The organism is Allobosea sp. 10L417 (assembly GCF_056395485.1).
In genome coordinates, this window is record NZ_JBFTJP010000005.1 from 157,973 (window position 1) to 180,641 (window position 22,669).

The 22,669-nt window shown below is 66.4% G+C and carries 18 protein-coding genes and 1 pseudogene; 8 read left to right on the forward strand and 11 right to left on the reverse strand.

Going from position 1 to position 22,669, the window contains the following annotated elements; genetic code table 11:
* Nucleotides 1-35: 35 nt before the first annotated feature.
* The 9 genes from AC1DE3_RS14890 to AC1DE3_RS14930 form a co-directional block, all read right to left on the reverse strand.
* Nucleotides 36-1,766, reverse strand: coding sequence for a hypothetical protein (locus tag AC1DE3_RS14890; protein WP_476778392.1), 1,731 nt, complete (start codon nucleotides 1,764-1,766; stop codon nucleotides 36-38).
* Nucleotides 1,763-2,272 carry a DUF1269 domain-containing protein gene (locus tag AC1DE3_RS14895; protein WP_476778393.1) on the reverse strand — a complete coding sequence of 170 codons (510 nt, stop codon included), beginning with the start codon at nucleotides 2,270-2,272 and terminating at the stop codon, nucleotides 1,763-1,765. Before AC1DE3_RS14895 ends, AC1DE3_RS14890 begins: the two co-directional genes overlap by 4 nt.
* Nucleotides 2,269-3,765, reverse strand: coding sequence for a M17 family peptidase N-terminal domain-containing protein (locus tag AC1DE3_RS14900; protein ID WP_476852504.1), 1,497 nt, complete (start codon nucleotides 3,763-3,765; stop codon nucleotides 2,269-2,271). The genes AC1DE3_RS14895 and AC1DE3_RS14900 overlap by 4 nt, the downstream gene beginning before the upstream one ends.
* An 86-nt stretch (nucleotides 3,766-3,851) precedes the next feature.
* Nucleotides 3,852-5,000 (reverse strand): efflux RND transporter periplasmic adaptor subunit, encoded by a 1,149-nt coding sequence (locus AC1DE3_RS14905; protein WP_441513235.1) that lies wholly within the window; start codon nucleotides 4,998-5,000, stop codon nucleotides 3,852-3,854.
* The gene (locus tag AC1DE3_RS14910) at nucleotides 4,997-8,077 is read right to left on the reverse strand and encodes an efflux RND transporter permease subunit (protein ID WP_476852505.1); all 3,081 of its coding nucleotides are present in this window, start codon (nucleotides 8,075-8,077) and stop codon (nucleotides 4,997-4,999) included. The genes AC1DE3_RS14905 and AC1DE3_RS14910 overlap by 4 nt, the downstream gene beginning before the upstream one ends.
* Nucleotides 8,074-9,174, reverse strand: coding sequence for an efflux RND transporter periplasmic adaptor subunit (locus AC1DE3_RS14915; protein WP_476852506.1), 1,101 nt, complete (start codon nucleotides 9,172-9,174; stop codon nucleotides 8,074-8,076). Before AC1DE3_RS14915 ends, AC1DE3_RS14910 begins: the two co-directional genes overlap by 4 nt.
* 235 nt (nucleotides 9,175-9,409) lie before the next feature.
* Nucleotides 9,410-10,675, reverse strand: a complete 1,266-nt coding sequence (locus tag AC1DE3_RS14920; RefSeq protein WP_476778397.1) for an MFS transporter — start codon at nucleotides 10,673-10,675, stop codon at nucleotides 9,410-9,412.
* Nucleotides 10,676-10,678: 3 nt separating this feature from the next.
* The gene (locus AC1DE3_RS14925) at nucleotides 10,679-11,563 is read right to left on the reverse strand and encodes a helix-turn-helix transcriptional regulator (protein ID WP_476778398.1); all 885 of its coding nucleotides are present in this window, start codon (nucleotides 11,561-11,563) and stop codon (nucleotides 10,679-10,681) included.
* Nucleotides 11,564-11,849: 286 nt separating this feature from the next.
* Nucleotides 11,850-12,980 carry an alpha/beta hydrolase gene (locus tag AC1DE3_RS14930; protein WP_476778399.1) on the reverse strand — a complete coding sequence of 377 codons (1,131 nt, stop codon included), beginning with the start codon at nucleotides 12,978-12,980 and terminating at the stop codon, nucleotides 11,850-11,852.
* A 384-nt stretch (nucleotides 12,981-13,364) separates the two neighbouring features.
* Between AC1DE3_RS14930 and AC1DE3_RS14935 the strand changes: the two genes are divergently transcribed.
* The 5 genes from AC1DE3_RS14935 (at nucleotide 13,365) to AC1DE3_RS14955 (ending at nucleotide 19,902) form a co-directional block, all read left to right on the forward strand.
* Nucleotides 13,365-14,915 carry an AbgT family transporter gene (locus AC1DE3_RS14935; RefSeq protein ID WP_476778400.1) on the forward strand — a complete coding sequence of 517 codons (1,551 nt, stop codon included), beginning with the start codon at nucleotides 13,365-13,367 and terminating at the stop codon, nucleotides 14,913-14,915.
* A gap of 52 nt (nucleotides 14,916-14,967) precedes the next feature.
* The gene (locus AC1DE3_RS14940; protein ID WP_441513228.1) at nucleotides 14,968-16,173 is read left to right on the forward strand and encodes a M20/M25/M40 family metallo-hydrolase; all 1,206 of its coding nucleotides are present in this window, start codon (nucleotides 14,968-14,970) and stop codon (nucleotides 16,171-16,173) included.
* A 52-nt stretch (nucleotides 16,174-16,225) separates the two neighbouring features.
* The gene (locus AC1DE3_RS14945; protein WP_476778401.1) at nucleotides 16,226-18,055 is read left to right on the forward strand and encodes an SLC13 family permease; all 1,830 of its coding nucleotides are present in this window, start codon (nucleotides 16,226-16,228) and stop codon (nucleotides 18,053-18,055) included.
* A 12-nt stretch (nucleotides 18,056-18,067) separates the two neighbouring features.
* Entirely contained in the window at nucleotides 18,068-18,334 is a 267-nt protein-coding gene (locus AC1DE3_RS14950) for a YMGG-like glycine zipper-containing protein (RefSeq protein WP_441513226.1), read from the forward strand.
* 125 nt (nucleotides 18,335-18,459) lie between these two features.
* Entirely contained in the window at nucleotides 18,460-19,902 is a 1,443-nt protein-coding gene (locus AC1DE3_RS14955) for a metal-dependent hydrolase family protein (RefSeq protein WP_476852507.1), read from the forward strand.
* Nucleotides 19,903-20,030: 128 nt separating this feature from the next.
* On the opposite strand, the gene AC1DE3_RS14960 is transcribed toward AC1DE3_RS14955, so the two are convergent.
* Nucleotides 20,031-20,240, reverse strand: coding sequence for a hypothetical protein (locus tag AC1DE3_RS14960; protein WP_476778403.1), 210 nt, complete (start codon nucleotides 20,238-20,240; stop codon nucleotides 20,031-20,033).
* A 702-nt stretch (nucleotides 20,241-20,942) separates the two neighbouring features.
* On the opposite strand from AC1DE3_RS14960, the gene AC1DE3_RS14965 reads away from it, so the two are divergent.
* The 3 genes and pseudogenes from AC1DE3_RS14965 to AC1DE3_RS14975 form a co-directional block, all read left to right on the forward strand.
* Entirely contained in the window at nucleotides 20,943-21,089 is a 147-nt protein-coding gene (locus AC1DE3_RS14965; RefSeq protein ID WP_476778404.1) for a hypothetical protein, read from the forward strand.
* 63 nt (nucleotides 21,090-21,152) lie between these two features.
* Nucleotides 21,153-21,611, forward strand: coding sequence for a DoxX family protein (locus AC1DE3_RS14970; protein WP_476852508.1), 459 nt, complete (start codon nucleotides 21,153-21,155; stop codon nucleotides 21,609-21,611).
* Between the two features lie 175 nt (nucleotides 21,612-21,786).
* A pseudogene (locus AC1DE3_RS14975) lies at nucleotides 21,787-21,897 on the forward strand (IS6 family transposase); the annotation flags it as partial.
* A gap of 14 nt (nucleotides 21,898-21,911) precedes the next feature.
* Here the strand turns inward: AC1DE3_RS14975 and AC1DE3_RS14980 are convergent.
* Nucleotides 21,912-22,634 (reverse strand): trimeric intracellular cation channel family protein, encoded by a 723-nt coding sequence (locus AC1DE3_RS14980; RefSeq protein WP_476852509.1) that lies wholly within the window; start codon nucleotides 22,632-22,634, stop codon nucleotides 21,912-21,914.
* Between the last annotated feature and the right edge of the window lie 35 nt (nucleotides 22,635-22,669).

Consider the following 22,669-nt stretch of genomic DNA (forward strand, 5'->3'; position numbering starts at 1 on the left):
TCACGATTTCACCCTTGTTGATAGAACCGGCCGCCTCACGACGACTTCACCAGCCCGGAGAAGCCCGCGACGGCGAGCAGGCTCAAGGCCCAGCCGACGACCGACTGGAAATAGAAATAGTTGATGGCGGCCCGCCCCCCCGGCTTGGTCGGATTCGGCCGCCAGAAGGTACGCTGCCCCATGTCGAGCACAGGAAGCAGCGTGTCGAGCGAATACATCCAGGGGCTGAAGGCGGGGTAGCTCGAGGCCTCCCAGCGCTGCCGGAAGCAGGCGAGCTGGTTCTGGCCGGGCGCCGCCAGCCCTTGCGAGGGGCCGGTGGCGACCAGCGGCCGCTGCTCGCCCCGCTCGATGCCGCACAAGGTCCATTCGGGCGCGCGCAGCACCACGGCGCTGTTGGGCATCAGCGCGCCCTGGCGCTCGGCATAAGCGAAGATCGCGACGCCCCCGAGCCAGAAGAACGCCAGCCAGACGAGCGCGAAAAGCGGCCTGCGGCCATATCCGAGCGTGATCCCCAGAATGCCGTCGGCGACGAAGAGAATTGCCCGCCAGACCGGGTGCTCCGTCCGGGCGCGGCGCGCCCTGCGCTGCAGGCGCTCCTTGATGACGAGGACGGAGCTGGCATCCTCGCCATGGCCCATCTCGCGAAAGACGGCGGCGAGCTGCTCATAGGGCTGCGGCCAGAAATCCTCGCCCCAGCGCTTGGGCGTTTGACGCGCCAGCCAGTCCAGACGGCTCTCGGCATCGACCGGCCCGTCGATGAAGGCGCCATAGCGGCAGCGGTTGAGGAGCAGGTCGCCGGCCCTCGGCCAGCTCGCTGCCTCGTCATGGATCGTGCCGATCGAGGCGCCGGTGAGTGCGAGCGTGCCGTCCAGCCTTGCCTCGCGCCGCAGGAAAAACGCGCCCTTGACCACGACCCGGCTCGCTTCGATGGCCGTCTGCCCGGCATTTTCCACGGTCGTGCCGGAGCAATCGAGATCGCCGGCGATGGCCGAGCCGGTCAGCCGTACCTCCCCCGTGATTCGGGTGCCGCGCAGGACGACGCTGCCGTGGCAGGCGATCTCACCGGCGTCGAGCGCCATCCGATCGAAAGCGGGGATGCTCGCACCGGCCGCATCCAGATCGGCGGCCAGCACGGCGCCGGACAGGTTGATCCCGCCGCGCAACGTCGCCCCGCGCAGGAGCACGTTGCGAGCCTCCAGGCTGCGGCCCAGCAGCGCATAGTCTCCGCGGTTGCGGATCGCCGCACCATCGCATTGCAGGTTCCCGCCGAGCCGCGCCTGGTCGAGATTGACCGCCCCCTCGACCTCCGCGCCCCGCAGATAGACCCCGCCGCGCGCCTCCAATCGCTCGCCCTGCAGGCCGGGAAGCCGCGAGCCATCGAGGAACAGCCGGTTGATGATCGCCGCGCGCAGGATCGGCGTCGCCTCGAAATGGCAGTCGTTCAGGCCGATATCGCGAAAGACGCGGCAGGCTTCGAGATCGAGGACCTCCGTGATCCAGGCGCCCCGGATCAGGACGCCCTTCTCATGCGGGCGGAAGCCCGGCTCGCCGCCCAGGATCAGGAAGCGCAGGAAGGGGGCGCGAACCGACCGGGTCGGATCCGCCTGCGTGGGCAGGATGCCATCCCCCAGCCTGTCGAAATTGCCGGACTGGAGCCTGGCGACGATCTCCTCCTCTGCCGGAAGCAGAGGCCGGAAATCGTCGAGACGCGCGGTCGACGCCGCCCAGACGGCAGCCTCCGCTCCCAGGCTCCAGTCCAAGGTCACGTCGCGGCCGCTTGCGTGTCCGCCACGAACGAGAGGGCTTCGCGCAGCTGGGCTTCCTTTGTTTCATCGAAGGAGGTGCTGATCAGCGTGCCGCCGGTTCCCTTGAGATCGGCCAGAACCTTGTCGGTGGTCATCTTGCGGATGAGCAGGAAGAGACCGGCGGTATTCGGCTGGAGCGCGGAGGCGGCATCCTTCATGAACTGGTCGTTGATGCCGATGTCGCTGAACTTGCCGCCCAGCGCACCCGAGGCGGCGCCGATCGCGGTGCCGATGAGCGGCGACAGGAAGATGAAGCCGATCAGCGTGCCCCAGAGCGCGCCCGAAGCTGCGCCCGTGGCGGTCAGGTTGATCATCTGGTTCAGCTTGACGTGGCCCTTGTCGTCCTTGACCACGACGACGGCGTCGCCGAGCTCGATCAGGTATTCGCGCTGAAGCGAGAGGACCTTCTGACGGACCTCCTCGGCCTTCTGTTCGGTCGGAAAGGCGATGAAGACGAGATCGCTCATGAGTGTAGCTCCGGGTTCGGGCGGGGGGGAAAGATTGACTGGCCGGGTACCGCCCGTGCCCTGCCGATCAGGAATTCGGCCAGCAGCGGGACAGGACGTCCCGTAGCGCCGCGGATGCGGCCGGCGGTCGAAGCGGTTCCGGAGATGTCCAGATGCGCCCAGGGATAGGCGGTGGCGAAACGGGCCAGATCGGAGGCGGCGGCGATGGCGTCGGGCGGTCCGTCGGCCGGGTCCGCCTCACCGGCCGCAGAGGACGCCGGATCGTCATCCCATAGGGGCAGCCGCCAGACGCGATCGCCAGACCGTCCACCGCATTTCATCAGTTCCGATGCAAGAGCTTCGTCATTGGCGAACAGGCCGCTGGCATGACTGCCCAAGGCGACGACGCAGGCGCGCGTCAGCGCTGCGACATCGATGACGCAGCTCGGCGAGAACTGCGCGGCGTAGCCAAGCACGTCGCCCAGCAGCGAGGACTCATGTGCCTGCCGGCGCCGGACTGCTTTCGGCGCGGCTGGGCGCCATCCGCCTTGACGCGGTGTCCAACCCTGGCTGGCGACGATGAGCCCCACGACATTCAGAGCGAGGCCGAGCCGTTCCACCGTCCGCATCGCGCCCAGCACGCTGGCGATCCCGCGCATGTCGCGGATCGGGGCGCGATGCAGGCGCTGCTCATGCTCGGGCAGCGCGTCCAGCGCCGCCACGCCGTTACCGATCAGGACAATCGGCCGGCCCGTCGCCATGCGCCGGTCACTTCTCAGGACGATGAGTTTGCAGTCGCCAGCGGCGATCTGTTCTCCGGCGAGAAACGCCGCCAGCCCGTGTTCCTCGAATTCGCGCCGCCCGAGCACGTCGACGCTGAAGCCGAACTGGTTCGCCATCGCCTCGGCCGTTCGCGCGATGAAAGTCGGCGTGCACAAATCCGGCGGCAGGTTTCCGAGCTCCTTGGCGAAGGAGACGCCCTCTCCGATGGCCACGCCCTGCCGAAGCGCCGTGACCAGCTCCGAGGTCAGGGTTTGCGGCACCAGCAGCATGATGTTGCGCCGCTCCTCCCGAATGGGCACGTCAGGCAAGCCGAAATCATAGCGGCCATCGGCGAGGATGCRCCCCGCCTGCTGCATCCGCCAGCTGAGCGTCCGGCGCGGGACCTCGTTCTCCGCCAGCGTCACGACCACCTCCGTAGCGGGGTCGCCATTGAGGGCTTTGGCCACGACGGAGAGTGCCTGGCGATAGGCCCTGTCCGAAAAAGTCTCCGCACGTCCGAGGCCGACCAGCAGCAGTCGTTTCGCCGCGACGCCCGGCAACGGCCCGACCATATGCACGGCGCCAACGGCGTCTCCGAGACCGGCCCGGCCGAGGATGCCGGCGAGCCGGCCGGAGCAGCGATCGTTCACGGCCCGAGCCGACCCCGTCAGCGGGCCATCGCCGAAGACGCCGAGGACGAGCAACTCGGCCCCGAGCTTTTCCGCTTCTCCGACTGCCGGAATGATCTCCATGGATGCCCTCTGCCGGGGAAACATCGTGTCGGTGGCCACATTTCGAAACGCTTTGACCTGGTATCGCGCCAGCTCCTGCCGCCGCGTCACGGTCGCTGCGGCGAAGCAGCGGCCTCCTGGCGCGAGCCGGATCGCTGCTCGGGCAACAGCCTGACGCGCTGACCGGGATGCAGCGCCTGGATACCGGCCGAGACGATCGTTTCACCCGGCTCCAGCCCCTGTGACAGGATGACCTTGCCCGGATCGAAGCGCAGCACATCGACGCTGCGCAGGGAGACGGTCGACTTGACGGGATCGACGATCCACACGGCGGGCGAGCGGCCCTGCTGGGTCAGCGCGCTCGCGGGGATCGAGACGATTGCGGCGGTGGTGAGCTCGACCGTGCCGACGACGGTGGAGCCGAGCCGCATCGCCTCGGGCGGATTCTGCAAGCCGACCCTGATGGCGAAGGTCCGCGTCACCGGATCGGCCTGCGGGGCGACCTCGCGCACTGCGCCATAGGCCGTCACCGTCGGCGCATCGGCCAGCGCGACGCGGATCCGAGCGTCGCTGAGATGGGTATCGAGCACTGCGGCCGGCACGTTGAAGACCGCATCACGGCTGTCGTCGCGGGCGATCTGGACGACGACCTGACCGGGCTGCACGACCTCCCCGGGCTCGATCTGCCGCGCCGTCACCACGCCGTCGACATTGGTGCGCAATTCGGTGAAGCCGAGCCGGTCCCGCGCCAGCTCGAGCTGCGCCTCCGCATTCTCCAGCCGGGCCTGCGCGGTTTCCTGGGCGCGCTGCGCCTGGTCGAAACGCGGCCTCGTGGTGAAGCCCTGCGCCATCAGGCGCTCCTGGCGCTCGAAGGTGTTGCGCGCCGTGTCGACCTCGCCGCGGGCAGCTTCCAGCGCCGCCTTGGCTGCCGCCAGCGCATTCTGTTCGAGGGCCGGTTCGAGCCTTGCGATGACCTGCCCCGCCTTCACCCGGTCGCCGACATTCACCGGGCGTTCGAGGACGCGCCCGCCGATGCGGAAGGCGAGCCCGACATCCTTCTTCGCCTGGATCTCACCGCTGAGCTGGATGTCGTCGGAGAACTGCCCGGCCTCGACCGTGACGACCCCGACAGGCCTCCCCTCCGCCTGCGGCGCCTTCTCGCTGCTGCAGGAAACGAGAACCGTTCCCAGCAACGCGGCGGCGGCGACCCGTCCCAACCCGTTCATCGGCATCCGCCTCGTCGCGATCGCGCTCATGACAGGGAGCCTCCCGCACCGGCCGTCCGCCCCGCCCTGCCGCCCGCGCTCGCTGCGCCGAAGACGGTGACGTAGAGGACAGGCAGAAGAACGAGGGTCAGCACGGTCGCGACCAGCAGGCCGCCCATGATCGCGAAGGCCATCGGCCCCCAGAACACGGTCGGCGCGATCGGGATCATGCCGAGCACGGTCGAGATGGCCGTCAGCATGATCGGGCGGAAGCGCGTGCCGGCGGCGTCGATGGCGGCTTCGACCACGCCCTTGCCGGCTGCACGCTCGTCCTCGATCTGTCCGACCAGGATCACCGCGTTCTTGGTGATGATGCCGATCAAAGCGAGGATGCCGAGCAGCGCGACGAAGCCGAGCGGCTTGCCGGAAAGCAGCAGCGCTCCGACGACGCCGATCAGTCCGAGCGGCGCGATGCTGAGCACGATGGCGAAGAGCCTGAAGCTCCTGAGCTGCGCCATCAGCACCGTGAACATGATCAGCAGCATCACGGGGATCACGGCGATGACCGATGCCTGCGACTTGGCGCTCTCCTCGACCGTGCCGCCGACGGTGATGTCGTAGCCGGCCGGCAGCGTCTTCCGGAGCGCGTCAACCAAGGGCTGCAGTGCGCCGACGACGGCATCCGGCAAGGTGCCGGGCGGCACATCGGCCGAGACCGTCAGGTTCGGCACCCGGTCGCGACGCCAGATCAGCGGCGCGTCGAGCCCGTAGCTGAAGCTCACGAACTGCGAGACCGGCACCGAGCGGCCGCTCGGCAGCGCGACCTGCATGCTGCGCAGCGTGTCGAGCGAGGCGCGCTCGGCGTCCTGGGCCCGCACGACGACGTCGACGAGGTAGATGGAGTCGCGCACCTGGGTGACGACCGTGCCGGAGACTACGGTGTTGACGATCGCGGCGACTGCGGCGGAGCTGAGGCCGAGCCGGCGCGCCTCGTCCTGGTCGACGCGCAGCCGCAGCTCGCGGGCGGGCTCGATCCAGTCGAAATTGATCTGGAGCGCCTTGGGATTCGACGCGACGACCTGCGCGAGTTGCATCGCGATGGTGCGGACCTCGGCGATGTCGGGGCCGCTGACGCGGTACTGGACCGGCCAGCCGACCGGTGGGCCGAGCTCGAGCGGCGAGACGCGCCCGACCACATTGGGGAAGTCCTTCGCGAGGAGCGCCTCGAGCTTCTTCTGCAGCCGCTCGCGTGCCGCAACATCCTTGGCGACGATCACGGCCTGGCTGAAGAAGTCGTTGGGAAGCTGCGCATTCAGTGGCAGGTAGAAGCGGATCGCGCCGCGGCCGACATAGGTGCTCCAGCGCTCGACATCGGGATCACCCTTCAGCGAGGCCTCGAAGCGCTCGACGAGGTTCTCGCTCGCATAGATCGAGGCGTTCTGCGGCAGGGTGAGGTCGACGAGCAGCTCGGGCCGGTCCGAGGCCGGGAAGAATTGCCGCGGCACGAGCGCCAGCGCCAGGATCGACGCCACGAACAGGCCGAGCGTCACTGCGATCGTCACCCAGCGCAACTTGATCGCGCCGGAGAGCAGGGAGCGGAAGCCGCGTTCGACCCGCCCTGGCTCCTTGCCCTGGGCCGAAGCGTCAGGTGCCTTCAGCATGGCGACGCCGAGCACCGGAGCGAAGAGGACGGCCACGAACCAGGATACGACGAGCGCGATCGTCACCACCGCGAAGAGCGAGAAGGTGTATTCGCCGGCCGAGCTCGCCGCGAAGCCGATCGGCACGAAGCCGGCGATGGTCACCAGCGTGCCGGCCAGCATCGCAGTGGCGTATTTGTCGAAGGCGAAGGTCGCCGCCTTCATCTTCGCGTCGCCTGCGGCCAGCCGCGTGACCATGGCATCGGTCGTGGTCATGGCGTCGTCGACCAATAGCGCGAGCGCAATGATGAGCGCGCCGAGCGAGATGCGCTGCATGTCGATGCCGGCGACCAGCATGCAGGCGAAGACGATGGCGAGCGTCAGCGGGATCGCGAGCGCGACGACGAGGCCCGGCCGCACGCCAAGGCTAATGAAGCTGATGAAGAGGATGATGCCGACCGCCTGCCAGAGCGAGGTCATGAAGTCGTTGATCGCGTGCGAGACCGTTACGGCCTGGTCGGCGACGAGATAAGGCTCGATGCCCAGCGGCAGGCCGGCGGTGATCCCTGCCATCGCCTTCTTGATGTTGCTGCCGAGCGCCAGGATGTCGCCGCCCTCGCGCATGGCGATGCCCAGCCCGATCGCATCGCGCCCGTTGACGCGGAACATCGGCGCCGGCGGATCGACCTGCCCGCGCCTGATCGTCGCGATGTCGGCGAGGCGTACCATCCGGTCGCCGGCCGGGAAGTTGATGCCGAGCAGATCGGCCTCGGACTGGAAGGCGCCGGACACCCGTACCGAGAACGTCTCGTCCTGCGTCTGCACCTCGCCCGCCGGCCGGACCACGTTCTGCGCCTGGAGCGCCGCAAGCAGCGCGGAACGATCAAGGCCGAGATTGGCGAGCTCTCTCACCGAGAATTCGATGAAGATGCGTTCGTCCTGCGCGCCGATGATCTCGATCTTCGAGACATCGGGCACGAGCAGGAGGCGCGACCGGATGGTCTCGACATGGTCGCGCAGCTCGCGGCTGGAGAAGCCGTCCGAGGTGAAGCCGTAGATGATGCCGAACGTGTCGCCGAAGCGGTCGTTGAAGAACGGCCCGAGCGTGCCGGCCGGCAGCGTGTGCCGCATATCGGCGATGAGATTGCGCACTCTGTACCAGGTGTCCTGGACCAGGCGGCCGGGCACTTCACCCTTGAGGTTGACGAAGATCGTCGTCACGCCAGGCTTGGTGTAGCTGCGCACGCTGTCGAGGCCGGGCGTCTCCTCGAGCTGCCGCTCGAGGCGCTCGGTGACCTGGCTCAGCGTGTCTTCCATGCTGGCGCCGGGCCAAACCGCCGAAACCACCATCGTCTTGATGACGAAAGCCGGGTCCTCGTTGCGGCCGAGGCGGATAAAAGCGAAGATTCCGGCCGCGACCGCCACGATCATGAGATAGATCACGACCGAGCGGCTCTTCAGCGCCCATTCCGAGAGGTTGAAGCTCATCGCGGCTCCGCTCCGATCAGGCGTACGCGCTGGCCTTCACGCAGAAGCCCCGCACCGGCGGTGACGACGATGTCGCCGATGTCCAAGCCCTTGGCGATCCTGGCCGCCGCCGGGTCCGCGCTCGCGACGTCGAGCTTCCGCAGCGAGACCGTCAGATTCTTGGGGTCGACCACCCATGCCCCTGTCGCCTGATGACGCTGCATCAGGGCCGTCGCGGGGATGGTGATGGCGCCGCTCGCGCCGGCGCGGATCGAGCCCGAGACGGCAGCGCCGAGCCGGAAGGCCGGCGTGGGGTCGGTGAGGCCGACCCTGATCCGGAAGGTCCGAGTCACCGGGTCCGCCTGCGGCGCGATCTCACGTACGCGGCCGGTCGCCTCCGCTCCCGCCTCCCCGGTCAGCGCAAGCCGCACCGGCATGCCGGGCGTGAGCTGACGCACCAGATCGGCCGGGATCTCGAAGACCGCGTCGCGGCCCTCTCGCCGCGCGAGCTGGACGATCATCCGGCCGGCCGTGACGACCTCGGAAGGCTCGGCACCGACGCGCGTCACGATGCCCGGCGCGTCAGCCGTCAACGTCGTGAAGCCGACGACGTCCTCGGCGGAGCGAACACGCGCCTGGGCGGCGTCGACCTGCGCGCGGGCCGCCGTGAGCGCCTGCTGGGCGGCCTCGAAATCGGCCTGCGTGGTGATGTGGCGATCGAGCAGATGGCTCTGCCGCTGGAACTGGTTCTCTGCCTTGCGCAGATCGCCCTGCGCGGCCGTGAGCGCAGCCTGGGCCGAACGGAGATCGTTGAGCTCGTTCTCGGAGTCGAGCCGCGCGACGATCTCTCCCTCCTTCACGCTCGCGCCGACGCCGACAAGGCGCTCAGCCAGCCGTCCGCCGATGCGGAACGCCAGCGAGGCCTGATCCTGCGCTTCGATATGGCCGGTGAAGGCGAGATCGGGCGCCTGGCGCGGCGCCTCGACCGTCACGGTACGGACATAGCGCACCGGAGGCGGAGCCTCCTTCTCCTCCCGATTGCAGGAGGCGACGCCGAGCGCGACGACGGCCGCGGCCGCGACGCAGCCCAGGCGCGATGAAGCTTCGCTGCGCCTCATGCCCGCTCCGCGGAAGCCCCCCGGTGCCCTGTCGGCCCCGGACGCCGTAAGCCTCGCCTCTGCATCGAACTGTTCCTCTGACGGCTGCCGCGTCGCGCATCCGCAAGCGCGTTTGCGCCCAGCAAAGCTCTTCGGGACCCTGGATCGACGCTAGCAACAGCCGAGGAGACGTGGATTAGCTCAGAATCCCAACTCTGGGCTGCTCATCCCATTGTTGGGAAAGGTCACTCTCCCGCTAGGTCGCGCTCAACGGTTCCCGCGTCGAGACACGGCGCAGACCGAGGGCAACCGCCAGCAACAGGGAGAGCCCGGCCGCGGCGACCGCGGCCATGACGAGGTAGATCTGCTCTCCCCACGTCTCGTAGAGCAGGCCGCAAAGGGTCGTCAGGACGGCCATGGCGCCGGCCCAGCTGCCCGCGAGCCAGGCCTGGGCACGGGCTTGCATTCCACCCGGCGCCAGCCGCGCGAGGAGGAAGATGCCGGCAAGATGCGTAGCGCCGAATGTCACCCCGTGCGTCAACTGGAGAAACACCAGCGTGGAAAGGCTCGGATCCTGCGACATCGCTCCCCAGCGCAGGATGGTGGCGACCGCCGCGCCGACCAGCAGGCCGGCTGCGCTCGAGACGCCTTTGACGCGGTAGCCAAGGAAGGAAAACAACACGACCTCGGACAGGACACCGAGCGCCCAGAGCCCGCCCATCGCTGCGCCGGGAACCCCGGCTGCCTGCCAATGGAGCGTACCGAAGCCATAGTATGCGGCGTGGCTTGCCTGCACCAAGGCCGCGCCGGCAATTGTGCCGATGAGCAGCAATGGGCGCACCGCCCGCGCTTCGCTCGCTTCGGCAGCGCGCGGGCCGTTCGATCGGGGGGCCATGCAGCTGGTAGCGGCCGCCGCCGTGAGGACGGACGAGAGCAGCAGCATTGGGACGATCGAAGAGGTCGAAAACCATTCGAGCGACCAGCCGGCTGCGAGATTGGCTGCCGCGAAACCGAGCGATCCCCACAGCCGGATGCGCCCGTAAGTCAGCTCGGATCGCGGCGTTTCGGCGAGACGGCCGAGCGTCATCGCGTCGGCCAAGGCAATCAATGGGCCCTGCGCCAGAGCAATGGCGACGACGACGGCGAGGATCGGCCAGAAGCCGCGCGCGACGGTCAGGAGGCCGGTGCCGGCAGCAACCAGCGCCGCGCAGATCGCAAGCGTCGCCGAGATGCGTCCGCTCCGGTCCGCGAACGCCCCGACCGTGGGATTCGCGATAATTCGGATCAGCAACGGCGCCGCCAGAACGATGCCGATGGCGTCGGCGTCGAGAGACTGGGCTTGCAGCCAGAGCGGGAAGAACGGGAGATTGACCCCAAGTTCGAAGAACAGACATGCGTAGAGAAGCGAAAGCCGCCCCCTGGGCAGGCCAGCGGCCGGGCTCGCTAGCGGGACCTGCCGAACAGCGGAATCCGAGGCCCACCGGCCGAAACGCGGCGTTCTGGCACGTGCTCGAAGCCGCATCGTTCAGCCTTCGATCGCCTCGCCCCGCTCATCGGTGAAGGCGCGCACGATCCCCTGCTCACGCGCTTCGGTCGGGCTGTAGCCGAACTCGCGGCGAAAGGCCCGGCTGAAGGTGGAATGATCGACGAAGCCGACCTCGCTTCCGATCGCGTGGATCGAAAGCGTTTCACGCTGCGAGCTCAACCGGAGATGGGCTTCGCGCAGCCGCTCCCTGTTGATGAAATGAGCCACCCCGCCACAGTTCTCGAAAAGCCGGTAGAGCTTCGAGCGGGACATCGCCAGCAGGCGGGCCAGCCGTTCAGGGCCGAAATCCGGCGAGGCCATGTTCTGGCGCACGATGTTGCGGGCCCTGTCGACGAGAACCGACCCAAGAGGCGCCCTCGCCGCCTCTTGGTAAACCGATTGCGGGATGATGCAGGCCGCAACGAGCGCCCTGGTAGGCATTTCGAGGCTTGCTGCATGCTCCGCGGTGACGTGCGGCAACTGTCGCACCAGACTGTCCAAGTAGCCGATGAGCAGGGGCGCGAAATCCTGGCTCACGGCCAGATCATGCGCCCAATCGAAGCGCTGCTCGTCGGCAACGCGCTGGTCGCGCGGGAGATACAGGGTGATAACCTCGCTGTCCCGGGCTCTCCCCTCATAAGGGAGCGCCAGCGAACGGAAGCTCAGCTCTTCGTGCAGCACGCCATTCGCAGCCTTCGTCCGCGCCAGCACGACGCACCAATGATCGAGATAGGATCTGGGGCGGTGCCGCCATTGCCTGTCCGGCGCGCCGGAATAGACGACATGCGTCAGGGCAAGCTCGCCCACGCGCCATGAGGAGAATTCGGCGGCGAATCCCGCCAGGGATTCGCGTGTCGGGAAAAGCTCGATGGTGTTTCCGTGCAAGGACCGCCAAGCGTCAAACTGATCCTTCGCGCGAAGCTCTGCAGTGCAAAAATGCGCTACGGAAAACACGCTGGTGTCCTTCCTCACCCCGCCATGAGAGAAAGCCGGCATCGGACACTCCGATCATTCGACGCTCGTCAGAAGTAAGGTGAAATTCCAGCACAAACCGAAGTCGATTGAAATTGATCGAAGTCAATAAACTGAAACAAGATCAATATTGCTTATTCAGTATTTCAAGTTTAGTATATCAGTCAAATATTGGCACCATCGACCTAGGCCGTCAACCCTATGGCGTCGCTGCGGCATCGAACACTCTGATCGGCGCGGTGACGAGGAGTGTCGCCGCCGAGCCGATCGCCCCGGCAGCAGCCAGCGGTGCCGGAACGTCGACATCGGTGATCACCTGGCCTTGCAGCAACCTGTCGCCGATCAGGCGAACGGCGTCCGGGCTGGCCGCGAACAGATCATGGTTGATCCTGTCCCCCGCATTGATCGCGGACAGATCGATCACGGTGATCCCGGACAGCCCCGCGAACTGGGTGCGGTACTCCTCCTGCGTCGGGTCGATGCCGCCGAGCCGGGTCCCCCCGCGCGAAATAAAGCGGGACAGCTGCAGTGCCCGGTCGTGCTGTGCCGTGAACAGGGTGATCTGCGGTCGTTTCGGACCCATATCCTCGATCTGACGGCGGAAGACCCCGACATCGAGATCTGGCGATGCCAGGATGAGGTTGCTGATCTTGCGCGGGACGCCGCCATCCCTGAGGGCGATCTGCCTGACCGCTTCGACCGCGGGCCAGCTCCCCATCGAATGGGCCAGGATCACGATTTCCCGAACCGAGGGGCTCGCAGCCGCCACCTTCAGCAGATCCGCCAGATCCGAGCGCGAGTAGGAGGCGTTGTCGAAGTCGCGGCTGTAGTCGAGCAGATAGCCGCGCGATGGCCAGGAGAACAGCACGGGCGCCGCATCGGCATCCGCATCATGCGCCAGCTGCGCGAAACGGAAGACTGCGCGGTCGAACGGCGTGTTGAACCCGTGGACGAAGACGAAGACGCGCTTCGACCGCCCGCTCGTCGAACGAAACCAGTCGACGAGCTTGGCTTTCGGCAGCGGCGTCGCGCTTGTGACGACGAAATCCGTGGCGGGATTGCCGGGAACCGAGCGCGGCAACTGGATTGTGCCGGCCTCGCGCTCGCGCGGGATCGAGACGATGATATTGCTGAACGAAACATGCTCGCCCCGGTCGCCGGTGAAGAGGATACCGGGATCGGGCGAGGCTGCGCGCGTCGTTGCAGCCAGCATATCGACCCGGTCGGTTCCGGGCGCCGCGGCGACGGGCTGCAGCAGCCCCTGCGGCGTCGAGGCGCAAGCGCCGAGACCGACGGCAAATACCAGGAGAGCAAGACGGCATCGAACCATCCGGCCGATATGCGCGCGCAGCTCAGGCTGAATCCTGCCGTCGGTCGCGCAGCGGGCCCCCGCCCAGCTTGCGCGGCCATTATCTTTGCCCCGAGCTGGCATCGCTTCGACTCGTTAGGTTACCGGAAGGCGGCATTTCGCATGCGCAGCAGACCCTAGGAAACCCCCTGGCCCACGGCAAGCGAAAGCATCTCCTGCCGCCGTGACCGGTCGAACTTTGGGACAGGGGGCCCAAAGTTTGGGATTCTCTGCCGATGCTCTCCCCGTACCCGGATTTATGGTTCTCTTTCGAGACTCGGAGTCTTGTCGGCGCCCATCATCGGGTCGTGCGGGCCTGCCGCTGATCTTGCGTCGAGGGCCTTGGCTCAAGGGGGATTAAGAGCGATGACGACTGACGCCGCCGCGCCGAAGACAACCATGCAGAGGTTCCTCGACACCGTCGAGAAGGTCGGGAACATGGTTCCCCACCCCGTCATCATCTTCCTGATCCTCATCGGCATCGTGATCGTCCTGTCGGCCGTACTCGGGCTCTTCGGCGCCGCCGTCACCTTCGAGCGGATCAATCCCGACACGCACAAGATCGAGACGGCGAGCACGGCGATCCAAAGCCTGCTGACGATCGACGGCATCCGCTTCATGTATTCGTCGCTGATCCCGAACTTCATGAGCTTCACGGCGGTGGGGCTGATGATCGTCGCGATGATCGGCGCCGGCGTCGCCGAGGAATCGGGGCTCGTCACCGCGCTGATCCGCAAGCTGGTCATCGTCTCCCCGCACTGGGCGCTGACCTATATCCTGGCCTTTGTCGGCATCCTCGCCAGCATCGCGGCCGACGCCGGCTATCTCGTGCTGATTCCGCTGGCCGGCATCGCCTATCTCGCTGTCGGGCGCCATCCGGTTGCCGGTCTGGCGCTGGGTTTCGCTGCAGTGGCCGGAGCCTTCACCGTCAACATGCTGATCAAGCCGCTCGACGCGGTTCTGGTAGAGTTCACCAATGATGCGGCGCGCCTCGTCGACCCCAACCGCACGATTGGCCTGGCTTCCAATCTCTGGTTCTCGATCGCCTCGGTGCTGTTCCTGACCGTCATCATCGCCTTCATCACCGACAAGATGATCTCGCCGCGCCTTGGAGCCTACGATCCGAAGCTGGCGGCCGAGGGAACCGTCACCGAGCAGGGCGCCGTGCTGTCCGAGGCGGAGTCGAGCGGGCTTCGCTTTGCCGGCTTCGGCCTGCTCGCGCTGATCGCGGTGTTCTGCCTGCTGACGCTCCCCGCGGGCGCGCCGCTGCGCAACCCGACGACCGGCGAGCTCATCGGCAACTCGCCCTTCATGAACGGCCTGATCGCCCTGATCATGCTGATGTTCCTGATCACCGGCTGGGCCTACGGCATCGGCGCCGGGACACTGAGGACGCTGTCGGAGGTCATCGCCGCGATCGAGAAATCGATCAAGAACATGGGCGGCACGATCTTCCTCTTCTTCGTGCTCAGCCAATTCGTCGCCTATTTCACCTACACCAATATCGGCACGGTGATGGCGCTGAGCCTTTCCGGGATGCTGCAGGCAGCCAATATCGGCGCCCTGCCGCTGCTGCTCGGCTTCATCGTCGTGGTCGCGCTCATCGACCTCCTGCTGACCGGCGCGATCGCGAAATGGGCGATCTTCGCTCCGGTCTTCGTGCCGCTGCTGATGAAGCTCGGCGTCGAGCCCGAGGCCGTGCTCGCCGCCTATCGCATCGGCGATTCCCCGATGAACGCGATCACGCCGCTTAACGCCTATTTCGCTCTCGTGGTCGGCTTCATCCAGAGATACGACAGGAACGCCGGCGTCGGCACCGTGGTCTCGCTGATGCTGCCCTATGTCGTGTGGATGTTCGTGCTGTGGACGGCGCTCTTCGCCGTCTGGAAGATGCTCGGCCTGCCCTGGGGGCTGTGAGCCTCTTCGCCGGCCYCCCCCGTCGCCAACTCAACCCGACCGGATGCAGATCATGACGACACCATCCATCCCGCTCGATGTCGAAGCCGCCATCGCCCATCTCATGCGCTTCCTCTCGGTCGAGGGCGTGACCGGCAAGGAGGCGAATATCGGCGCCGCGGTCAGCGACGCGCTCAAGGCCGTCGGCGTGCCCGCCTCGGCCATCCGCTTCGACGACGCCAACAAGCGCATTCCCCTGCCGACCGAGACGGGAAACCTGATCGTGGACCTGCCGGGCACCAAGGCCGGCCCGCGCCTGCTGTTCTCGACCCATCTCGACACTGTGCCGCTCTGCGCCGGCGCCAAGCCGAAGCGCGAGGGTGACCGTATCGTCTCCGACGGCACCACGGCGCTGGGCGGCGACGCCCGCACCGGCGTCGCCCTGCTCGTCGTGCTCGCGGAGACGCTGATCAAGCATAAGCTGCCGCATCCGCCGATCACGCTGCTGTTCACGGTGCGCGAGGAAAGCGGCCTGCACGGCGCGCGCGAGCTCAACCCGAAGGACCTCGGCGGCGCCGTCATGTGCGTCAATGTCGATGGGCAGCTCGCTTCCGAGTTGCTGATCGGCGCGGTCGGCCAGGAGAACTGGGAGGTCGAAATCACCGGCAAGGCCTCCCATGCCGGCGTCGCACCGGAAAAGGGCATCTCGGCCACGCTCGTCGGCTCGATCGCCATAGCGGAGGCCCGCCGCGAGGGCTGGTTCGGCAAGATCGTCAAGCCGGACGGGCGCGGAACCAGCAATGTCGGCATCTTCGGCGGCAAGGGCGGCACGGTCGCGGCCGGCGACGCCACCAATGTCGTGACGGATTACGCCTATATCCGCGGCGAAGCGCGCAGCCCCGAGGCCGCCTTTGCCACGAAGATCGCCGAGGCCTTCAAGGCCGCCTTCGCCAAGGCGCAAGCCGAGGTCAAGGACGATGGCGGCGAGACCGCAAAGGTGACCTTCACCCATAAGCCGGCCTATCCGCCTTTCGAGCTCGACAAGAATTCGCCGGTGGTGAAGCGCGCCGCCAAGGCCCTCGGCATTCTCGGCATCGAGCCGAACTACCTGTTCTCCAATGGCGGCCTCGACGCGAACTGGCTCGACAAGCATGGCGTGCCGACGATCACGATCGGCGCCGGCCAGGCCGAGATCCACACGATCAAGGAATATGTGAACCTGACCGAGTACGAGAAGGGCTGCCGGCTCGGCATCCTGATGGCGACGCTCGAGGACTGAGACCCTTCCAAGCAGGGTCTGCGATCGAGCAGGACCCACAAGGAGCTGATGCGTGAGTCCGATCGCCTATACCGGCATCATCATCGCGATTGCCGTCGTCCTGTTCGTCACGAACAAGGTGCCCGTCGTGCTCGTCGCGATGGGCACGGCGCTCGGCTTGTGGGCGACCGGCGTCCTCACCTTGCCGCAAGCGCTGAGCGGCCTGGGCGATCCCGCCGTCATCTTTATTGCCTCGCTCTTCGTCGTCAGCTCCGGCCTCGAGGTGACGGGCGTCACTGCCTGGGCGGGCCAGCTCCTGATCAAGGGCGCGGGTGAGGAAAGCCGAACACGTCTGCTGCTGATGATGATGGCGCTGGTCGCGCTTCTCGTCGCGCTGATCAGCCTCAATGGCGCGGTCGCCGCGCTGCTGCCGGTCGTCGTCGTCATCGCGGTCCGGCTCAAGCGCAACTCGTCGCAGCTCCTGATGCCGCTGGTCTTCGCCGGTCATGCCGGCTCCATGCTTGCGCTCACCGGCACGCCGGTGAACGTGCTGGTCTCCGAAGCCGGGCTCGACGCCGGCGTCGGCGGCTTCGGCTTCTTCGAATTCGCTTTGGCCGGCATCCCGCTGCTCGCCGGCACGATGGCGATCATCATCCTCTTCGGCGAACGCCTGCTGCCGCAGCGCAATGGCGCGACCATGCCGGCTGATTTCAGCCGCCATGCCCGCACGCTGGTCGAGCAATACGGGTTGGCAAGCGGCCTCCATCAATTGCGTGTCCGCGCGAGCTGCCCCTATGTCGGAGCGTCATCCGGCGCGATCGTGCTGGACGAATGGCCCGGGCTTCAACTGGTGGCGGTCCAGGACGGCAACACGGCCGGCCCACTGCGTCGGACAACCATCGCCGAGGGCGATTATCTGCTGCTGCGCGGCGACGCCGAGGCGGCTGCCAATTTCTCGGCCAAGATGCATCTCGCCTTCCGTGAAGAAGGGGCCGGCGACAGCGAGGAAACCCTGTTCAACCGCCGCTCGGGCTTGGCCGAGGTGGTGATCCCGCCGCGCTCCGGCTTGATCGGCCAGTCCGTGTTTCCGGGCATGGTCACCGAAAGCGGCGACCTGATCATCCTCGCCGTGCAGCGCGGCGCGAGCGCGGCTCCGACCGTCGGCGCAACAAAGGCCGCCGGCGTCATGCTGCAAGCCGGCGACACCATGCTGCTTCAGGGCACGTGGAAAGCGCTCGACACCCATCTCGACGACCCGGACGTGCTGGTCGTCAGCTCACCGGAGCTGGTGCGGCGGCAGGCCGTGCCGATGGGGCCGGGAGCCAAGCAAGCGATCATCATCCTGTTCGCGATGGTGCTGATGCTGGCGACCGGTGTGGTGCCCTCCGCCGTGGCGGGCCTGCTGGCGGCCGGCGCCATCATCCTCTGCGGCATCATGACCGTCGAACAATCCTACCGCGCGATCAGCTGGACGACCGTGATCCTGGTCGGCGCGATGATGCCGCTCTCGACCGCGATGATCGAGACGGGCGCGGCGAAGATGCTCGCGGACCGACTCGTCGGCCTGGTCGGCGACGCCGGACCTACCGCGCTGCTCGCCGGCCTGTTCGTGCTGACCGCGATCATGGGGCAGCTCATCAGCAACACAGCGACCGCGCTGATCGTCATCCCGATCGGCGTCGCCGCCGCCGCCAGCATGGGCATCTCGCCGCGCCCCGTGCTGATGAGCACCGCCGTCGCCGCCGCCGGCGCCTTCCTGACGCCGATCGCCACTCCGACCAATCTGATGGTGATGGGCCCCGGCGGCTACATCTTCAGCGACTATTGGAAGCTCGGGCTGCCGCTCCTGATCTGGTTCTTCGTCGTCGCGGTTTTCATCGTGCCATTGATCTGGCGCTTCTGAGGGAGGAATACGATGCGTTGGAAGTTTGCTCTACTTGCGGCTGGCCTGGTCCTCGCGGGCTGCAATGCCGACTCGGCCGATCAGCGGACGCTGGGCGGCGGACTCATCGGCGCCGGCACTGGAGCCGCGATCGGCGGCATTGCGGGCGGCGGGCGTGGCGCGGCTGTCGGTGCCGCGATCGGCGGCATCACGGGTGCAGTGATCGGGCGCGCGACCACCCCCAACAACTGCATCTATCGCGACCGCTACGGCCGCACCTTCGAGGCGCGCTGCCCCTGACGGTCGCCGATCATTCGGCCCGGAGGTCATGGGACCGCCGTGACGTCGGCGGATGATGGTCTTCGAAGCCTGATCCGCGCGGCGCGCTCCACGCGCCTCGCATCCTGCTGCCCAGGAGGAAAAGCATGATCCGCGTGGGCAAGAAATATCAGCACCTGATCCACGGCGCAGCCTGCGGCTGCTCCAATCCGATGCTCGTCCAGGCCTCGCAGCGTCTCGATGCCTTCACGCGCCGAGGCCTCCTGACAGGGGCGGCCTTGCTGGCCGGCGCAGCGGTCGCGCCGACTCAGGCGCAGAGCACGCGTCCTCCGACGAAGACCTTGTTCCGGCAGGTCAGCCTGTTCGACGGCAAGTCCAGCAACCTGCAACAGGGCGCGCAGGTGCTGGTCGAGGGCAATCGGATAGCCGCGGTCGAAACCAGCAACAATCCGCCCCAGGCAGACTGGACGGTGATCGACTGCGGCGGCCGCATGTTGATGCCGGGCCTGATCGATGCCCATTGGCATACGCTGTTCGCGGCGGTTCCCGCGCCGACCCTGATGACGGGTGAGCCCGGCTCGATCTTCACGGCCTCGACCGCAGAAGCCAATCGCACCCTGCTGCGCGGCTTTACCACGGTCCGTGACGTAGGCGGACCGGTCTTCGCCTTCAAGCAGGCTATCGACGCGGGCATCATCCCTGGGCCGCGCATCTTTCCTTCGGGCGCGATGATCACGACGACAGGCGGGCATGGCGACCTGCGCATGCTGAGCGACATCCCGCGCGATCCGGCGCGCCTCAGCCTGATCGAAAGCATGGGGGCTGCCGCGATCGCGGACGATGTCGGCGACCTCAGAATGAGAATCCGCGAGCAGTTGATGCAGGGCGCCTCGCAGATCAAGCTCGTGGGCGGCGGCGGCGTCTCCTCACCGCGCAGTCCGCTCGACATGACGACATTCAGCGAGAGCGATCTCCGCGCGGCTGTCGCCATCGCCAGCGACTGGAACACCTATGTCACCGTCCATGCCTACGCGCCGCGCACGGTCCAGCGCGCGGTGGCGGCGGGCGCCGCCTGCATCGAGCACGCCCATCTGATGGATGAGGAAACCGCTGGCCTGCTCGCTCAGAAGGGCATCTGGCTGAGCATCCAACCCTTCCTGACCGAGGCGGATTCCGTGCCGCTGACGGGGCCGAGCCGCGAGCGGATGCTGCAGGTCTTCGCCAGCACGCCGCGGGCCTACGAACTCGTCCGGAAGCACGGCATCAAGACGGCCTGGGGATCCGACCTGCTGTTCTCGCCCGAGATGACGCCCCGCCAGGGCGTGATGCTCACTCATCTCGGCCAATGGTACAGCAACGCCGAAGCGCTGCGCATGGCGACCGCAGGCAATGCCGATCTCCTGGCATTGTCCGGCCCGCGCAACCCCTACCCCGGCAAGCTCGGTGTCATCGAACCGGGAGCGTTGGCGGACATCCTTGTCGTCAACGGAAACCTGCTCGACGATCTCAAGCTCATCGAACAGCCTGATCGGAGCCTCGCCGTCATCATGAAGGACGGGACGCTCTACAGGAATTCGCTGGCCTCGTAGCGGGCTATGCGGATGTCTCAAACGCAGCAGAGGCCGGAACGCGCGCCCGGGCTGCAAGGCCGGCGAATCCGTGCCGGTAAAGGGAGCACAACGATATGATGGACAGGCGCCTGTTCCTGTTGGGCCTTTTAGGCGGCGTCGGCCTGGCGCCGAAAAGTGCCGCTGCCGAGACAGGCCTTCTCCCCGGCGATGATCGGCCCGTCACGGTAGAGATCGCTCGCGCGCTGGACGAGGCCGACGCCGCCTTCAGCCAGCAGCGGCCGCAATTGCACTACAACCGCCAGCGCCAGCACGGACAGCCGCCGCGGCATCGTCGTCAGCGCCGGCGTCCGCCGCATTGGCGCCATCGCTGATCGTCAGCAGGCCCTGCTCTGCGCAAGAACGGCCGCCGGGCGGGAGGCTCTTGGCAAGCCTCCCGGACATGAAAGAAAATGGCCAATTCAGGCCCCGAACTCCGTCGGGCGCCGCCCTAGAAGGTTTTTATGCGGCACATTTTGTCCACTGTGTGTGTCAGTCCCCGGAATTGATCGAGTCCTCACCATTTAGAAAGCTTGTCCAGCCACCCCTTTAGTGACGCGCGCTTGTTTTGGTTCAGAAAGGCGTCGTGCATGCGATTGTGCGCGTTGGCTTGGAAGCCATTCACTGCGTCGCCGTCCACTTCCCTGTCCCCTCCCCGCTGACAACCGCTATCCTTTTTTTGGCTGGAGAGGCCAAGCGGATCAAGTTTGGCTACCCACGGAGCTTCCGCTGATGGCCGATACCCGGCATTCGGAATGTCCGCTTTCGAGCGGTTCAGTTTGACCAGATATCGCGTAGCCGAGTTGCCCCGTGGCTGACATCAGGAAAGCCCGCTCCCGGGACAGATCGTGATTCCGCTTTTGGCGCGACCCGGTGGTTGACCTTGGCCTTGGTCGTGCTGAAAGCATTGCAAAGCGCGGCGCTGACCATCGGCCCCAAGTTCCCCTGGCGGCGGCCGCGGGCTTCGCGTGGGGTTAAGGACCCTTGCGGAACGCTTCGAATACCAGTGCACGGAGCCAGCGATGGCCGGCATCGGCATCTATCCGCGGGTGGCAGATCTGCGACACGACGAGCTCGGGCATCTGGATCGGCCAATCGCAGAAGAAGTCATCGAGGCGTTCAGTTTCGAAGGCGCAATTAGCCCTACTCCGGAATCCAAAAGGGAGTAAAATCAGAGTGGTTGAGGGCACCCGGCAGAGATCGCAACCCACCGATGAACATGGAGGCGGATCATGACCGACTTCGGCGCCAAGAGGATCAAGGATGAGGTCATTCTGATTGCTCGAATCCTGCTTGCTCTGCTGTTCCTGATATTCGGTTGGAGCAAGCTCACCGATTACTCCGGGACCGTTGCCTACATGACGCAGATCGGCGTTCCCCTGCCGATGATTGCCACCCTCGTGGCGATCGTGGTCGAATTTTTCGTGTCCATTGCAGTCATTCTTGGTGTCTGGACACGGCCCCTGGCGGTGGTGCTGGCACTCTACACCATTGCCAGCGCGTTCATCGGTCATCCCTTCTGGACCATGGCGGGGGCCGAGGACTATGAGAACATGATCAACTTCTACAAGAACGTCAGCATCATGGGTGGCCTCTTCCTGCTCTACGTCACGGGAGCAGGCAAATACTCGATCGATGCGAGGCTGGGGGGCTTGGCCGGTGCACCGCCGCTGCGGCCTCGGGCTCCCTGAACGCGACCGGATTTGGCGGGCGGTGTCGATGCGCCGGCCGGCGGTATGCGCGCGCCGCCTCGGACCGGGGGATCAGACAGGGGTTTGGTTGCAACGAAATTAGCAAGCCCGATGGCATGGCCGGCGCGGCGCGCCATCGCGACGACATCGACCTCCTCATTGGTCGAGTAACCGTATAGGTCTTCCGCCCATCATCTACACGGGCCATCGTTCCCCGCCGGCGATCATCGCCCATGCGGTGCAGCTGTATTTTCGCTTCCCCCTGAACGTTCGCCTAGTAGAGGAAGCAAATTGGGGCGTTCATCGCCGTCGCTCCTCGTCCGAATTATCTCTTTCGGCACGCCGCTGCGCGCAGAGATGCGCAATCGGAAGATGCCAACCACGCCTGATCGCCATGAAGCGAAGGCCGAAGCACACGGCGGCTCCAGCCAGCGCTGAAACGCCATAGGAAAGGCCGAGCATATGGCCGATAACAACGAAAGACGCGGCGGTCAGCGCTGCGACGGCGTATAAATCGGAACGCAACACGTGTGGAATCTCCGCAAGCAGAACATCGCGCGTCATGCCTCCGCCGATTCCGGTCATCATGCCCAGAAGCGCTGACATCACCGGGTTCAGTCCGAACTCGAGCGCCTTCTGTGCACCGACCACTGCGAAAAACGAAAGGCCCACCGCGTCGAACAGGAGGACGGGGCTACGCAGCTTGTCGACGCCGGCATACCAGAAGAAGGTGATGAGCCCGGCCAGGACTGAGACCAGCAGATACCGCCAATCCGTCAGAGCGGCAGGCGGGATGGCGCCGATGAGGACGTCACGAGTGATGCCGCCAAAATTGCCGGTGACGAACGATAGGACGAGGATACCGAAGATATCGAGGCGGCGATTGACTGCGGCAACCGCCCCGCTGATCGCGAAAACGAAGGTACCTCCCAGGTCGAGAATTCGCACAAAGGTTTCGATCGCGATCATGACGAATCCGCCCGCGAAATCCTGGCGCATCCGGACGAAAGCACCGAACAGCATTCAAATGAGACTGATCTCCGGTGCAATCGGGTAGA

Excerpts from the sequence above, each read along its gene's own strand:
- AC1DE3_RS14895 (WP_476778393.1), bottom strand. The coding sequence starts at position 2,272 with ATGAGCGATCTCGTCTTCATCGCCTTTCCGACCGAACAGAAGGCCGAG.
- AC1DE3_RS14905 (WP_441513235.1), bottom strand. The coding sequence starts at position 5,000 with ATGAGCGCGATCGCGACGAGGCGGATGCCGATGAACGGGTTGGGACGG.
- AC1DE3_RS14910 (WP_476852505.1), bottom strand. The coding sequence starts at position 8,077 with ATGAGCTTCAACCTCTCGGAATGGGCGCTGAAGAGCCGCTCGGTCGTG.
- AC1DE3_RS14915 (WP_476852506.1), bottom strand. The coding sequence starts at position 9,174 with ATGAGGCGCAGCGAAGCTTCATCGCGCCTGGGCTGCGTCGCGGCCGCG.
- AC1DE3_RS14920 (WP_476778397.1), bottom strand. The coding sequence starts at position 10,675 with ATGCGGCTTCGAGCACGTGCCAGAACGCCGCGTTTCGGCCGGTGGGCC.
- AC1DE3_RS14930 (WP_476778399.1), bottom strand. The coding sequence starts at position 12,980 with ATGGTTCGATGCCGTCTTGCTCTCCTGGTATTTGCCGTCGGTCTCGGC.
- AC1DE3_RS14935 (WP_476778400.1), top strand. The coding sequence starts at position 13,365 with ATGACGACTGACGCCGCCGCGCCGAAGACAACCATGCAGAGGTTCCTC.
- AC1DE3_RS14940 (WP_441513228.1), top strand. The coding sequence starts at position 14,968 with ATGACGACACCATCCATCCCGCTCGATGTCGAAGCCGCCATCGCCCAT.
- AC1DE3_RS14950 (WP_441513226.1), top strand. The coding sequence starts at position 18,068 with ATGCGTTGGAAGTTTGCTCTACTTGCGGCTGGCCTGGTCCTCGCGGGC.
- AC1DE3_RS14955 (WP_476852507.1), top strand. The coding sequence starts at position 18,460 with ATGATCCGCGTGGGCAAGAAATATCAGCACCTGATCCACGGCGCAGCC.
- AC1DE3_RS14960 (WP_476778403.1), bottom strand. The coding sequence starts at position 20,240 with ATGCGGCGGACGCCGGCGCTGACGACGATGCCGCGGCGGCTGTCCGTG.
- AC1DE3_RS14965 (WP_476778404.1), top strand. The coding sequence starts at position 20,943 with ATGGCCGGCATCGGCATCTATCCGCGGGTGGCAGATCTGCGACACGAC.
- AC1DE3_RS14970 (WP_476852508.1), top strand. The coding sequence starts at position 21,153 with ATGACCGACTTCGGCGCCAAGAGGATCAAGGATGAGGTCATTCTGATT.
- AC1DE3_RS14980 (WP_476852509.1), bottom strand. The coding sequence starts at position 22,634 with ATGCTGTTCGGTGCTTTCGTCCGGATGCGCCAGGATTTCGCGGGCGGA.